The sequence below is a fragment of the Streptomyces sp. NPDC055140 genome, from assembly GCF_053607285.1.
In genome coordinates this window covers 49,830-64,302 of sequence record NZ_JBSGTG010000014.1, presented here as the reverse complement: position 1 = coordinate 64,302, position 14,473 = coordinate 49,830, and the positions used below count along the sequence as shown (strand labels likewise).

The following is a 14,473-nucleotide window of genomic DNA, read 5'->3' as shown; positions in this document are numbered from 1 at the left end:
AGGAGTCGACGTGGTCAGCCGGCGGCCTTGTCCACGAACTCGGTGGTGTACGTCTTGCTCAGGTCGACCTTGGCGTTCTTGATGTTCGGGTTGAACGCCTTGAGCACACTCTCAACAGTCTCGGGGCCGTTCTTGGGCATCACGCCGTCCGTCGTGAACATCGGCAGTGTGGCCTTGATCGCCTCGGCGTACAGCTTCTTGTCGCCCTGGGAGTAGTCGGCCGGCATCTTGGCCGCGATCTCGTCGGCGCTGTGCGTGGACATCCACTTGAGCGTCTTCACGAAGGCGTTGGCGAGCTTCTGGACCGTCGGCTTGTGGCTGTTGACCCAGTCCGTCTGCATGTAGAGGCTCGACGACGGGTACGGGCCGCCGAGCGCCTCCTGGGAGCCCTCAGGGGTCCGCATGTCGACGAGGACCTTGCCGAGCTTCTTGTCCAGGATCGTGGCGACGGTGGGGTCCGTCGTCATGCCGCCGTCGATGGCGCCCTTCTGGAGCGCGGAGACGAACGTCGGGCCCGCGCCGACGGCCACCGGCGAGAATTGGTTCGGCTGGACGCCGTTCTTGACCGCCAGGTACTTCGTGAGGAAGTCCGTCGAGGAGCCGAGGCCCGTGATGCCGAGCTTCTTGCCCTTGAAGTCCTTGGGCGAGGAGATGTCCCCGGACGCCTTGTTGGAGACGATCTCCACCTCTCCGGGGGCCCGCGAGAACTGCACCACGGACTCCACGGCCTTGCCCTTGACCTGCAGGTCGAGCGTGTGGTCGTAGAAGCCGACGGCCCCCTGGACCTGGCCGGAGACGAGCGCCGTCTCGGCCTGGACACCCGCGGGCTCGCTCAGGAGTTGGACATTCAAACCCTCATCCTTGAAGTAGCCGAGCCGGTCCGTGAGCATCGCCGGCATGTAGATGACCTTGTCCAGGCCGCCGACCATGATCTTGACGTGCTCGCCCTTGCCGTCCGCCTTCTTGCCGGAGCCGGTACTCGTACTGGCGGCGTCGTTGGCGCACGCCGTGAGTGAGGAGAGGGCAAGCAGGCCGGTCGCTGCGAGGGCACAGAGCCGCGCGGTCTTGCGCATGGTGGTTCACGTCCTTGTGAAGAGACTGAAGCGGGTGAGGAGAGTTATGCGGGGAAGCGCTGGTGGCGCGCGCCGAGGGGCGGCCGTCAGCTGTCCGAATCCGTCGGCTTCCAGCGGAAGATCCGGCGCTCGGCGAAGGTGAGCAGCCCCTCGGCCAGCAGGGCCACAACGGCGAGGATGACCATCGCCGCGTACACACCCGCCGCGTTGAACGTGCCCTGCGACTGCGCGACGAGCAGGCCGACGCCCTTGGTCGCGCCGATGTACTCGCCGACGATGGCGCCGATCAGCGCGAAGCCGAAACTCACATGGAGGCTGGTGAAGATCCATGACGTGGCGGACGGGATGACGACCTGAAGCGTCACGCGGCGGTCGCTGGCGCCGAGGATGCGCGCGTTGGCGACCAGGTTCCGGTCGACCTCGCGGGCACCCTGGAAGGCGTTGAAGAACACCGGGAAGAACACCAGGACGACGGCGGAGGCGACCTTGGAGGCCGGGCCGAGGCCGAACCAGATCACGAAGATCGGGGCGAGCACGATCCTCGGGATGGAGTTGAGGACCTTGATGTACGGGCCGAGGACGTCGGCGAGGAAGGTGATGCGCCCGAGCGCGATACCGAAGACGACACCGGCGATCACGCCGATGATCCAGCCGACGAGCGCTTCGTAGAGCGTGTACCAGACCTGTTCGCCCAGCGAGCCGAGCGCCGTGCCATGGGTGGTCCACGTCCAGATCTGGTCCCAGATCTTCGACGGCATCGAGAAGTTGAACGGGTCGATGATCGCGGCGCGCGCGAGCACCTCCCAGAGGCCGAGGACGACGACGAGGAGAAGGACCCTGGCGCCGCCGATCAGCACCTTGCGTCGGCGGGCAGCGCGGGCCTTGGTGACGGCGCGTGCCGGCTTGGCGGTGTCGGTGGCGGGCGCGGCGGTGACGGTGTCAGGCGACATCGGCGGCACCTCTCTCGCGCGTGATGCGGACCTCTTCGCCGAGGGACTCCCAGATCTCGCGGTAGATCTCGATGAACTCGGGCAGCAGGCGTACCGATTCGACCTTGCGGGGGCGCGGCAGGTCGATGTCGAAGACCTGCTTCACGGTGGCCGGGCCCGCGGTCATGACGACGACCTTGTCGGCCAGCGCGATCGACTCCTCCAGGTCGTGGGTGACGAAGACGACCGAGGCGCCCGTGCCCTCCCACAGCTCCAGGAGCTCGTCCGACATCAGGGCTCTGGTCTGCACGTCGAGCGCCGAGAACGGCTCGTCCATGAGCAGGATCTCGGGGTCGTTGACGAACGTGGCGGCGAGCGCGACGCGCTTGCGCTGGCCTCCGGAGAGCTGGTGCGGGTAGCGGTCCTCGAAGGACGCGAGGCCGACCCGGGCCAGCCATTCGCGGGCCTTGGCCTTCGCCTCGGCCTTCGGTACGCCGCGGAAGCGCGGGCCCGCCATGACGTTGGACAGCACCGTTCGCCAGGGGAACGTAGCGTCCTGCTGGAACACGAATCCGACCTTGTCGCCGACACCCTCGACGGGTTCGCCGGCCACCAGGACCTCGCCGTCGGTGGGTTCCTCCAGGCCGCTGACGAGGGTGAGGGTGGTCGACTTGCCGCAGCCGGTGGGGCCGACGACGGCCACGAACTCGCCACGTGCGACGGTCAGATCGAGCTCCCTGACCGCGGTGTGCAGGCCGCCCGAAGGCGTCCTGAAGGTTTTGCTCGCGCCCCGCAGTTCGATGGCGGGGCCGGTGTCTGTGCTCATGGCCGGAAGGTAGATGTGACCTGGGACACCGCATCAGTCTTCTGGGCGCAAGGCGGACTTCTGCTTGCAAGAGACTGTTGTGCTCGTTTTGCTCGCGCTACAACAGCTGAGCCGAAACACGGGCTTAACAGCTCGCCTGGGCTTGAGGGAGAGAGGCCCGATGATTGACGTCCTGGTCGTGGACGACGACTTCCGTGTCGCCGAGATCAACGCGAAGTACGTGGGAAAGGTTCCCGGCTTCCGGGTGGTGGCCCGCGCCCACAACGCCGCGCAGGCACTGGCCTTCGTGGAGCGCCAGCGCATCGACCTCGTGCTGCTCGACCACTACCTGCCCGACATGACAGGCCTCGAACTCGCCCACCGGATGCGGGAGAACGGCCACAACACCGACGTCATCATGATCACGGCGGCGAGCGATGTCCTGACGGTGCAGGCGGCGATGCGCCAGGGCGCACTGCACTACCTGGTCAAACCATTCACGTTCGCCGCGCTGCGTTCGCGGCTCGACTCGTACGCGGCGCTGCGCCGCACCGTGGACCGGGTCAGCGGCCGCGGCGCCGCGGGCCAGGAGCAGGTCGACCGGATCTTCGGTGCGCTACGGGCGCTGCCCATGCCCGCGTCGCCCGGCCTGCCGAGCGGGCAGTCGGAGCCGACCACGGACCTGATCTGCGGCGTGCTGCACCGCGCGGACCATCCGCTGTCCGCCCACGAGGTAGCGGCTGAGACCGGCCTGAGCCGCTCCACGGCGCAGCGGTATCTGCGGCACATGGAACAGTCGGGCCGGCTCCACCTCTCGCTCAAGTACGGGGACACCGGGCGACCGGAGCACCGTTATGTGTGGGTGGCGCCCTGAGGTGACCGAGGTGACCTGAGCACTCTGGGGCAGCCGCGCGAGGGCTCGGGCCACATATGTGGGGCGCGGTCCTCAGACGGCTCCCGCCCCGGTCAGCGCACGCACCTCCGTCTCCGCGTGCTTGGCCTCGTCCGGTGGCTCGGGCGAGGTGACCGTGCCGAGCCAGCCCGCCAGGAAACCGAGGGGGATGGAGACGAGGCCGGGGTTCTCCAGCGGGAAGAACTGGAAGTCCACGCCGGGGAACAGCGAGGTCTCGCTGCCGGACACGACCGGTGACAGGACCACCAGCATGAGGGCGGGCACGAGCCCCCCGTAGACGGACCACACGGCGCCGCGCGTGGTGAAGTTCCGCCAGAACAGGGAGTAGAGCAGTACGGGCAGGTTCGCGGAGGCCGCCACGGCGAAGGCGAGGCCCACGAGGAACGCCACATTGAGGTCGCGGGCGAGCAGCCCCAGAGCGATCGCGACCACACCGATTCCGGCGGCGGCGACGCGGGCCACGGCGACCTCGCTGCGCGGCTTGGCATGGGGGCGGCGCAAGGACGCGTACAGGTCGTGGGCCACGGACGCAGAGGAGGCGAGCGTGATCCCGGCGACGACGGCGAGGATCGTGGCGAAGGCGACCGCCGCGACCACCGCGAACAGAACCGTTCCGCCCGTGGAGTCCGGACCGCCGCCCAGGTCGAGGGCGAGCAGCGGAACCGCCGTGTTCCCCGCCGCGTTCGAACCACGCACGGCGTCGGAGCCCACGATCGCCGCCGCACCGAAGCCGAGCACGATGGTCATCAGGTAGAAGCTGCCGATGAGTCCGATGGACCAGATGACCGAGCGGCGCGCGGCCCGTGCCGTCGGAACTGTGTAGAAGCGCGACAGGATGTGCGGCAGCCCGGCGGTGCCGAGCACAAGCGCAAGCCCCAGGCTGATGAAGTCGAGCCGCGCGGTCCAGTCGCCGCCGTACTTCAGTCCGGGCGCGAGGAAAGCGGCTCCGTGCCCGCTGCGCTGCGCCGCCGTACGCAGCAATTGGTCGAAGTCCCCGTGGAAACGCACCAGGACGAGCACGGTCAGGGTGATCGCCCCGCCCATGAGCAGGACCGCCTTGACGATCTGGATCCAGGTGGTGGCCCGCATCCCTCCCAGCGACACATAGATGACCATGAGCCCGCCGACACCGACGACGGTCCATGCCTGTACGGCTCCGCCGGTGCTGCCGAGCAGCAGCGCGACCAGGCTGCCCGCACCCACCATCTGCGCCACCAGATAGAGAACGGACACCGTCACCGAGGAAGTTCCCGCCGCGATCCGTACAGGACGCTCCCGCATCCTGGCGGCGATGACGTCGGCGAGCGTGAACCGCCCGCAGTTGCGTACGAGTTCGGCGACCAGCAGCAGCACGACGAGCCAGGCGACGAGGAACCCGACCGAGTAGAGCAGGCCGTCGTAGCCGAAGAGCGCGATCAGGCCCGAGATGCCGAGGAAGGAGGCGGCCGACATGTAGTCGCCCGCGATGGCGAAACCGTTCTCCATGGGCGAGAAGAGCCGGCCGCCCGCGTAGAACTCCTCCGCCGAGCCGTGCCTGTTGCGGCTCACCCAGGTGGTGATCGCCAACGTGACGGCGACGAACACGCTGAACAGCAGCAGCGCCAGCGTCTGGTGGTTCCCGGTCACCGCTGGCCACCCTCGATCACTCGGGTCATCTCCTGGGTGTCCCAGCGCAGTTCGAGCGCCGCGCGGTCCCTTCGCAGCCGCGCGTGGCGCGAGTACAGCCACGTCAGAAGGAAGGTGCTCAGGAACTGCCCGAGCCCCGCCAGCATCGCCACGTTCACCGAGCCCGCGACGGGCCTGCCCATCAGACCGGGGGCCGTCGTCGCCGCCAGGATGTACGCGAGATACCAAGCGAAGAAGGCCGCGGCGGCCGGAATGACGAACCTCCGGTAGCGGCTGCGTACTTCCTGGAAGGCGGCGCTGCGCTGCACCTCCAGATAGACCGCGGCCGCACTCCGCTCCGGGGGCGCGGCCTGGGGAGGTACGGCCGGGGCAGGGGCCCCCGTGCCGTCCAACTCGCCCCACCCGGAGGCCAGCGCGTCGTACCAGGGATCGCCGAGAACACCGCGATCACCGGCCCGAGGCTGCGCCACCTCGCGCCCGTCGTGCTTCTCCACCGAACTCTCCTTGTCCGCGGGCCACTTAGGCCGCGAGCCCAAGGATGGGCAGAACGGGAAGATCCCGGACTCTTCTCACATCCCTCTTCACCCCATTAGGTGATGGCCGACCCCGGTGGCTGAACAAGGCCGTGCCGATAGGCATACCGCACCGCTTGTGCCCGGTCCTTGAGGCCGGTCTTGGCGAAGAGGTTGTTGATGTGTGTCTTCACCGTCGCGGTGGAGACATGCAGGGTGCGGGCGATCTCCTGATTGGTGAGACCCTCGGCGATGAGCCCCAGAACTTCGGCCTCTCGCGCGGTGATCCCGTCGGGCGGATCCACGGGTGCGGGGGCCGGTGCGGGCTCCGAAAGACGTTCCAGGAGACGGCGCTGGATCTTCGGGGAAAGGCCCGCGTCACCGGAGAGCACATCCTCGACGGCCCGTACGATCTCGTCGCCGCCCGCGTCCTTGGTGAGATAGCCGCGGGCTCCGGCCTTGAGCGCGGGGAACAGCGACTCGTCGTCCGCGTAGGTGGTCAGAATGACGACCTGGGTCCCGGGGTACTCCGAGCGGATACGCCGCGTCGCCTCCACCCCGTCACAGCGCGGCATGCGCAGGTCCATGAGGACGACGTCCGGGGCGAGTTGGGCGACCAGCGCGACGGCTTCGTCCCCGTCGCCGGCCGCTCCGACGACCTCGATGCCCGGCAGCAGCCCGAGCAGCATCACGATGCCCTCGCGCACGACCGTCTGGTCATCGGCGACCACCACTCTGGCGTCCCTGCGCGCCGCACCACCCGTCTGCGAACCAGCCGACTCCACGGCGCCTGTCTGCGAACCTGTCGGCGCGTCTGCCCCGCCTGTCTGCGAACCTGTCGCGTCCGCCGCGCGATCCGCCCCGTTCACCCCCGGGTCCGTCCCGCTCATGCCGGTACCTTCAGCTTCACTGCGAAACCCTCCTCGCACGGCCCTGCCACGAGCGTGCCGCCGAGCAGCTCCGCACGCTCCCTCATCCCCAACAGACCGTAGCCGGAGCCACTGACAGTGAGCTCTCCCGGCGGCGCGGCCGAGCCCGAATCCCTTACTTCGAGGGTCACTTCGGCGGCGCCGTACTCCAGTCTCACCTGTGCCTTCGCACCGGGCGCGTGCTTGCGGACGTTCGTCAGGGCCTCCTGGGCGACCCTGCGTACGGTCTGTGACGCCTCTACGGACAGCGGGCGCCGCACACCCTCCACCGAGACCGTCGCACCGTCCGTGGCGACGAGCTCGCGCAGGAAGTCCTCCAGCGGGGTCATCTCACCGCGCAGCGCCGAGAGTGCCTGGCGCGTCTCGGTGAGCCCGTCACGTGCCATGCCCCGGGCGGCGACGACCCGTTCGTGGATCTGGTCGAGATCCGCGCCCCGCTCGATGAGCAGGCGGGCCGCTTCGAGGTGGACGAGCTGGGCGGAGAGGCTGTGCGCCAGCACGTCATGGATCTCCCGCGCGATCCGGGCCCGCTCGGCCAGTGCGGCGGACTCCGCCTCGGCGGCCCTCGCGGCCCGCTCCTGGCGGAGCAGCCGCTGGGCACTTCCTCTCGCCTCCGCGTCGAGGCGCAGGACGTATCCCGCAAGGCAGAGCCCGATGGTGGTGACCGCCGTGGTGAACCATGCGTCGTTGTTCAGGACCGCGAACCCGGTGAGCGCGCCGGCCGTGAGAGAAATGGCCGCGACCAGGGGCAGCCGCTCAAGAGCGGTGACGGCACAGCCGCACCAGAGGACGAGCGCCGGCCCTCTGAACCCGGCCTGCTCCGCCGCGAATGCCGCGCCCAGCAGGAGGGCGAGCAGTCCCACGGAGGGCCACAGCAGGTGTTCCAGCGTGGTCCGGAAGAACCCCCAGGCCGCGGCACCGCAGGCGATGAGCGCGACCGGCGCCAAGGCGACGGCCCAGCCGTGCACGCCACGCTCCGCTGCGGCGGTCCACACCAGAGCCGTGAGCGCGACCGCTCGCACGACGCGTGCCAGGACCCGCCGTGCCCGTGTGAGCCCTTCGCGGGAGAGCGCCTCCCGCGAGGGCCAGCTGGTCCAGGCTCCGGGCGTCACACACGGTCCTTCCACGACGGCACGGGCACGCCGTCACCGTACGCCCCGGCTCCCTGGGGTGCAGTCTGCAGGGACTGCGCACGCCAAATGAGGACTCCGGAGCGAACGAGCAGCGTGGCGGCCAGGGCGAGCATCAGGGCGGCGCTGCCCTGCTTGATGCCGAAGACCGCGCCGGCGGCGTAGAGACCGGCCCGTACGGCCACACCCACGATCCAGACGGCGCCGCTGGCCTTGGTGCTCTTGCTCCACACCGTGCCGTCCTGCACGGTCCACAGACGGGTGGTCCAGGCCCAGCCGGCGCCGATGGCGAGACCGACGAGCAGCTCGACGCCCATGAGCAAGGCCGAGAGTGCCTGGTGGTGGGGGTCGAGGAGGTCCGGCTTACGCAGGGCCATGAAGACGAGCACGGCGGGCACGACCCACCAGCGCTTGTCCATGGTGATCTGCTGTGCCTTGAACTGGCGGACGACCACCAGCACGACGACGGCGATGATCACCAGCACATTGGTGAGCCCGGACATGGCGGCCTCCGACTTTCCGTGACTTCGAGGATTCGAGGGTTTCGAGAACTTCGCCGGACGACGCCGAGCGGCGACGTCGAGCAACGTCTTCGAAGTTACGGAAAAGGCCAGTTCACGGGATCGGAGCTGGGGTGGATCGTGGGTGGATCAGCCGGCTCCACCCACGGGTGGAGCCGGCGTCCGGGTCGGCCCTAGGCGTCGATGCGCGAGCGGTCGAGCGTCGCGGCCGAGCTGCTGATGAACTCCTTGCGCGGTGCCACGTCCGTGCCCATGAGCAGATCGAAGACCTGCTCCGCGGCGTCCAGCTCGCCGATGTTGATCCGGCGCAGCGTGCGGTGGCGCGGGTCCATCGTGGTCTCGGCCAGCTGGTCGGCGTCCATCTCTCCGAGACCCTTGTAACGCTGGATCGAGTCCTTGTAGCGCACGCCCTTGCGCTGGTACTCGAGGAGCGTCTCGCGCAGCTCGCGGTCCGAGTACGTGTAGACGTACTTGTCCTGGCCCTTCTTCGGCTGGACGAGCTCGATGCGGTGCAGCGGCGGCACCGCGGCGAACACGCGGCCCGCCTCGATCATCGGCCGCATGTAGCGCTGGAAGAGGGTCAGGAGCAGGGTGCGGATGTGCGCGCCGTCGACGTCGGCGTCGACGAGCAGGATGATCTTCCCGTAGCGCGCGGCGTCGATGTCGAAGGTCCGCCCCGACCCGGCTCCTATGACCTGGATGATCGCGCCGCACTCGGCGTTCTTCAGCATGTCCGACACGGACGACTTCTGAACGTTGAGGATCTTGCCGCGGATCGGCAGCAGCGCCTGGAACTCGGAGTTCCGGGCCAGCTTGGCGGTGCCGAGCGCGGAGTCCCCCTCGACGATGAAGAGCTCGCTGCGCTCCACGTCGTCGCTACGGCAGTCGGCGAGCTTGGCCGGCAGCGACGACGACTCGAGGGCCGTCTTCCTGCGCTGCGCGTCCTTGTGCTGGCGGGCCGCGATCCGCGTACGGGCCGCGGCGACGGCCTTCTCCATGACGGCTCGGGCCTGGGCCTTCGCGTCGCGCTTGGTGGAGGTCAGGAACGCCTTGAGCTCCTTGGCCACGACGTTCGCGACGATCCTGTTGGCCGCCGAAGTTCCGAGCACCTCCTTGGTCTGGCCCTCGAACTGCGGCTCGGCGAGACGCACCGTGACGACGGCCGTCAGGCCCTCGAGGGCGTCGTCCTTGACGACGTCGTCCTCGGCGACGCGCAGCAGCTTCTGGGCGCGCAGCACCTCGTTCATCGTCTTGGTGAGCGAGCGCTCGAAGCCGCTCATGTGGGTGCCGCCCTTGGGGGTGGCGATGATGTTGACGAACGACCTCAGTGTCGTGTCGTAGCCGGTGCCCCAGCGCAGCGCGATGTCCACGCCGAGCTCGCGGGTGACCTCGGTCGGCGTCATCTGACCGTGGTCGTCGAGGACGGGGACGGTCTCCTTGAAGGTGCCCTGCCCGGAGAAGCGGATGACGTCGCAGACCGGCTTGTCGGCGGCGAGGTACTCGCAGAACTCGCTGATGCCGCCGTCGAAGCGGAAGGATTCCTCGCCCTTACTGCCGCCGTCACCGAGCCCGTACTCGTCGCGCACGACGATGGTCAGGCCGGGCACGAGGAACGCGGTCTGGCGGGCGCGCTGGTGCAGGTTCTCCAGGGACAGTTTGGCGTCCTTGAGGAAGATCTGGCGGTCGGCCCAGTAGCGCACGCGCGTGCCGGTGCGGTTCTTCGGGACCCGCTTGACCTTGCTGAGCCGCGCGGAGGAGTCGAAGGTCGCGTCGGGCCCCGGCTTGGCGAAGGCGCCGGGGACGCCGCGGCGGAAGCTGATGGCGTGCGTGTTCCCGCCTCGGTCGACCTCGACGTCGAGCCGCGCGGAGAGCGCGTTCACCACGGAGGCACCCACGCCGTGCAGGCCGCCGGAGGCCGCGTAGGACCCTCCGCCGAACTTGCCGCCCGCGTGCAGCTTGGTCATGACGACCTCGACCCCGGAGAGTCCGGTCTTGGGCTCGACGTCCACGGGGATACCGCGGCCGTTGTCCCGCACCTCTACGGAGGCGTCGTCGTGGAGGATGACCTCGATGTAGTCGCAATAGCCGCCGAGGGCCTCATCGACGGAGTTGTCGATGATTTCCCAGAGGCAGTGCATCAGGCCACGGCTGTCCGTCGACCCGATGTACATGCCAGGGCGCTTGCGTACGGCCTCGAGTCCCTCAAGGACGAGCAGGTGCCGCGCGGTGTAGTTGGAACTGTCCTTGTCCACGATGCCGCCTGCTCCGGTCAGCAGCGCTGTGGACGGCACGGACGTTTCGGCGGTCACGCAGTTCGCTCCTCGCTGAATTTCACTTGGAACCCTTTTGGGTAAGGGGTCGGCTTCGGTCGCCGCTCAGAGGGTACCGAGGCCTGGTAGAGCCGTTGTAACGCAACCCTCGCCTCTGCCCAGACTAGTCCAGCGTCGCATGTGTGTTCGATCCCTCGATGGGGTGAAGCACACATCACGTTCCCTTCGGCGCATGAACCATTTAGGCTCCGGGCACGTCCTCATGAACAACCGACAAGCCAGTCGGCGAGGACAGACCCTGACGGAACGCGCGAACCCGTAAGACACGTAAGAGACGTAATACGGCACATTCGCCGCCAACCGGCAGCAGACAGCCCCTCGGAAAGATTTTTCGAGGAAAAGCCACGAGCGGGAACGTTTTCGGCCTGGTTGGATGTTGACCCTGGTACGACAGCTCGTCGAGCTAGAGAAGAGGCGACGTGACTACTGTTCTGACCCCCGCGAGCCCACTGACGGCCGCTGACCGCTGTGACCGTTGCGGCGCCCAGGCATATCTGCGCGTCGTGCTCATCAGCGGTGGTGAACTGCTCTTCTGCGCCCACCATGGCCGCAAGTTCGAGCCGGAACTCAAGAAGATCGCCGCTGAGATACAGGACGAGACGGAGCGCCTGACCGCCGCTCCGGCAAGCGCCGAAACCGAGGAACGCTGACGCCTCGCACAACGACGAGCCAGCTCCGGCCCAGGCCGGTGATCGGGCGGCCATCCCTGCACCACAGGGTGGCCGCCCGTCCTCGTATCAACCCGGCATATGCCCATGAGGCGCCCTGAGGGCGTCAGGCAGGCTCCGGCATGACACGCATGACCTCCGAGACCCGGGCGTAGACGCCAGGGCTCCCAGAGCGCCCACAGCCGCTCCCCCAGGACACGAGCCCGATCAGACGCCCGTGCGCCACGAGAGGGCCGCCGCTGTCTCCCTGGCAGGCGTCCCGCCCACCCTGCGGCTCCCCTGCGCACAGCATCGTGCGAGCGAGAAACGTTCCCTCGGAGCTGCCCGGGTAGGCCGCCTTGCACACGGAGTCACCGAGCACCTGCACGTCCGCGGCACGCAGCGTGTTCGCGTAGTCACCGGCCCCCGTGGCATCTCCCCAGCCATAGACCGCGGCGCCGGTCCCGGCCGCGTACGCAGAGTCCCCCGCCCCCGCCATCGGGATCACGTATCCCTCCGGCAGCGGCGCCTTCAGTGTGATGACCGCCACATCCCCGGAGTTGGTTTCGGGGTCGTAGTCGGGATTGACCCAGGCGCGGCGTACCGGGACCTCAGCGCCCGACTCGGTCCGCAGGTCGTCACGCCCCGCGATGACCTTGAGGTCACCCATGGCACGCAGCGCGGTGCCCAGGACCTCGGGGCCCAGGCAGTGGGCGGCGGTCATGACGGTCGACCGCCCGACCACGACGCCCCCGCAGAACTGACCGGATCGGGTACCCCCGAACCGGTCACGACTGGAGAGCGCCACCATCCACGGACTGTCGGCCACCCGGACCGGCCGGCCTCCGATGACGACACTGTCCGCCGCCGAAGGGGCGGGGGAAGCCAGGGGCAGCAAGGCCGCCGCCAGCAGGACAGGCGCCCGGAACGGCGTTCGGGCGAAGGGGCGACGCATTCGGTATCCTCACTCTGGGTTGTATCGACACACCCAGAGTGAGCGAACTTCGTGCGTCATGCACACGAGCACAGCGAAGGGCCCGGCCCCCTGAGGGGAGCCGGGCCCTTCGATGACGTACCTACCGCCCGAATCCGGTCCGGGCGGTCGCGCTTCTAGTCCAGGTAGTCGCGCAGAACCTGCGAACGCGACGGGTGGCGCAGCTTCGACATCGTCTTGGACTCGATCTGACGGATCCGCTCGCGCGTGACGCCGTAGACCTTGCCGATCTCGTCGAGCGTCTTCGGCTGACCGTCGGTGAGACCGAAACGCATCGAGACGACGCCCGCCTCGCGCTCCGAAAGGGTGTCGAGGACGGAGTGCAGCTGCTCCTGGAGGAGCGTGAAGCTGACCGCGTCGGCCGGCACGACCGCCTCGGAGTCCTCGATGAGGTCACCGAACTCGCTGTCGCCGTCCTCACCCAGGGGGGTGTGGAGGGAGATCGGCTCGCGGCCGTACTTCTGGACCTCGATGACCTTCTCCGGGGTCATGTCGAGTTCCTTGGCCAGCTCCTCCGGGGTGGGCTCGCGGCCCAGGTCCTGGAGCATCTGACGCTGCACGCGCGCGAGCTTGTTGATGACCTCGACCATGTGCACCGGGATACGGATGGTGCGGGCCTGGTCGGCCATGGCGCGGGTGATGGCCTGACGGATCCACCAGGTGGCATACGTGGAGAACTTGTAGCCCTTGGTGTAGTCGAACTTCTCGACCGCGCGGATCAGACCGAGGTTGCCCTCCTGGATCAGGTCCAGGAAGAGCATGCCGCGGCCGGTGTAACGCTTGGCCAGGGAGACCACCAGACGGAGGTTGGCCTCCAGGAGGTGGTTCTTGGCGCGGCGGCCGTCCTCGGCGATGATCTCCAGCTCGCGCTTGAGCTTCGGCGCGAGCTTGTCGGCGTTGGCGAGCTTGTCCTCGGCGAACAGGCCGGCCTCGATGCGCTTGGCGAGCTCGACCTCCTGCTCGGCGTTGAGCAGCGGGACCTTACCGATCTGCTTCAGGTAGTCCTTGACGGGGTCGGCGGTGGCGCCGGCCGCGGCGACCTGCTGCGCGGGCGCGTCGTCCTCGTCCTCGTCGGACAGGACGAAGCCCTGCGCGCCCTCCTCGCCGGGCTCGCCTTCGGCCTTGGCCGTACCCGGGGTCTCCTCGGTGGCCTCGTCGTCGACCTCGTCGTCCTTCTTGCCGGACGTCTTCTTCGCCGCCGCCTTCTTGGCGACGGTCTTCTTCGCGACGGCCTTCTTGGCCGTCGTCTTCTTGGCTGCGACCCTCTTGGGTTCGGCGTCCTCAGCCTCGGCGTCGACGGCCGGGGACTCGGGGGTGGCCGTGGCAGCGACCTTCTTCGCCGTGACCGTCTTGGCGGCGACGGTCTTGGTGGCGGTGCGCTTGACCGGGCTCTTAGCTGCGACGCTCTTGCGGGGGCGCTTCGGCTCCGCGGCACTGACCATCAGCGTCACACCCTCTTCCTCGAGGATCTGGTTGAGGCTGCGCAGAACGTTCTTCCACTGAGTGGCCGGAATCTGGTCGGCCTCGAAGGCACGGCGCACGTCGTCGCCGGCGATCTGGCCATCAGCCTTTCCCCGCTCAATGAGCGCCATGACAGAGACGGACTCGGCGATCTCCGGCGGGAGCGTACGGGATGTGCTGGCCGACACGAACAACCTCTCGGAACGTTGGAAAACGGCTTCCGGCCCCGTCCTGTGAGGACCGGAGCCGACGACCGCCGACTTGGGGATGGGCCGACGGCGCGGGCGGGGCCGGGGAGATGCACAGCGCCGAACTCGGCTGCTGTATTCCCTCCTCGGCTGTCACCTCTTAGGTCATCGCGCTGTTCCGAGGAGCGTTACGCCCAATCTGCGTGGCCCGAGTCACACCCCGTAAGCGGTCAAAAACTAATGGATACGGTCAAACATGGCCACTCTTCTGGTACCCAGCTCGACCCGGCGGAACCCATGGTCCACACATGTGTCGGGGGGGCGGGGCCGCGGCCGGGGGGGGGGGGGCCCCGTGCGCGGCAGCAATTCTAAACAATTAGAGGGCCAGGCGCCGCCGCGGGGGACAAAGCGCCCC

13 protein-coding genes are annotated in these 14,473 nt (G+C 68.5%); 2 read left to right on the top strand and 11 right to left on the bottom strand.

The features are described 5' to 3' along the window. Nucleotides 1–14: 14 nt before the first annotated feature. From ACWFR4_RS25350 to ACWFR4_RS25340, 3 genes are all read right to left on the bottom strand, one after another. The gene (locus ACWFR4_RS25350; protein WP_453467357.1) at nt 15–1,073 is read right to left on the bottom strand and encodes an ABC transporter substrate-binding protein; all 1,059 of its coding nucleotides are present in this window, start codon (nt 1,071–1,073) and stop codon (nt 15–17) included. 86 nt (nt 1,074–1,159) lie between these two features. Continuing rightward, nucleotides 1,160–2,023: an ABC transporter permease gene (locus ACWFR4_RS25345; RefSeq protein WP_453654667.1), complete on the bottom strand. Its 864-nt coding sequence runs from the start codon at nt 2,021–2,023 to the stop codon at nt 1,160–1,162. Further along, nucleotides 2,013–2,828 carry an ABC transporter ATP-binding protein gene (locus tag ACWFR4_RS25340; RefSeq protein ID WP_453467354.1) on the bottom strand — a complete coding sequence of 272 codons (816 nt, stop codon included), beginning with the start codon at nt 2,826–2,828 and terminating at the stop codon, nt 2,013–2,015. The genes ACWFR4_RS25345 and ACWFR4_RS25340 overlap by 11 nt, the downstream gene beginning before the upstream one ends. 160 nt (nt 2,829–2,988) lie before the next feature. Between ACWFR4_RS25340 and ACWFR4_RS25335 the strand changes: the two genes are divergently transcribed. Beyond that, complete coding sequence (locus ACWFR4_RS25335) at nt 2,989–3,681, top strand: response regulator (protein ID WP_453654665.1); 693 nt, start codon at nt 2,989–2,991, stop codon at nt 3,679–3,681. Nucleotides 3,682–3,753: 72 nt separating this feature from the next. Here ACWFR4_RS25335 and ACWFR4_RS25330 read toward each other — a convergent pair whose 3' ends face one another. The 6 genes from ACWFR4_RS25330 to ACWFR4_RS25305 form a co-directional block, all read right to left on the bottom strand. Next, nucleotides 3,754–5,346 (bottom strand): solute symporter family protein, encoded by a 1,593-nt coding sequence (locus ACWFR4_RS25330; RefSeq protein WP_453467350.1) that lies wholly within the window; start codon nt 5,344–5,346, stop codon nt 3,754–3,756. Next, nucleotides 5,343–5,840, bottom strand: coding sequence for a DUF485 domain-containing protein (locus tag ACWFR4_RS25325; protein WP_453467348.1), 498 nt, complete (start codon nt 5,838–5,840; stop codon nt 5,343–5,345). Before ACWFR4_RS25325 ends, ACWFR4_RS25330 begins: the two co-directional genes overlap by 4 nt. Nucleotides 5,841–5,935: 95 nt before the next feature. Further along, on the bottom strand, nt 5,936–6,592 hold the full coding sequence (locus ACWFR4_RS25320) for a response regulator (protein WP_453654663.1): 657 nt from the start codon (nt 6,590–6,592) through the stop codon (nt 5,936–5,938). A 152-nt stretch (nt 6,593–6,744) separates the two neighbouring features. Continuing rightward, on the bottom strand, nt 6,745–7,899 hold the full coding sequence (locus tag ACWFR4_RS25315; protein ID WP_453654661.1) for a sensor histidine kinase: 1,155 nt from the start codon (nt 7,897–7,899) through the stop codon (nt 6,745–6,747). Continuing rightward, nucleotides 7,896–8,420, bottom strand: coding sequence for a DUF1453 domain-containing protein (locus tag ACWFR4_RS25310; RefSeq protein WP_453467343.1), 525 nt, complete (start codon nt 8,418–8,420; stop codon nt 7,896–7,898). The genes ACWFR4_RS25315 and ACWFR4_RS25310 overlap by 4 nt, the downstream gene beginning before the upstream one ends. Before the next feature lie 191 nt (nt 8,421–8,611). Beyond that, on the bottom strand, nt 8,612–10,747 hold the full coding sequence (locus ACWFR4_RS25305) for a DNA gyrase/topoisomerase IV subunit B (protein ID WP_453469176.1): 2,136 nt from the start codon (nt 10,745–10,747) through the stop codon (nt 8,612–8,614). 440 nt (nt 10,748–11,187) lie between these two features. Between ACWFR4_RS25305 and ACWFR4_RS25300 the strand changes: the two genes are divergently transcribed. Then, a complete protein-coding gene (locus tag ACWFR4_RS25300; RefSeq protein WP_018535956.1) occupies nt 11,188–11,418 on the top strand; it encodes a DUF7455 domain-containing protein in 231 nt (76 codons plus the stop codon). A gap of 124 nt (nt 11,419–11,542) precedes the next feature. On the opposite strand, the gene ACWFR4_RS25295 is transcribed toward ACWFR4_RS25300, so the two are convergent. After that, nucleotides 11,543–12,370, bottom strand: a complete 828-nt coding sequence (locus ACWFR4_RS25295; RefSeq protein WP_453654659.1) for a S1 family serine peptidase — start codon at nt 12,368–12,370, stop codon at nt 11,543–11,545. Nucleotides 12,371–12,525: 155 nt separating this feature from the next. After that, nucleotides 12,526–14,058 (bottom strand): RNA polymerase sigma factor, encoded by a 1,533-nt coding sequence (locus ACWFR4_RS25290; protein ID WP_453465170.1) that lies wholly within the window; start codon nt 14,056–14,058, stop codon nt 12,526–12,528. Between the last annotated feature and the right edge of the window lie 415 nt (nt 14,059–14,473).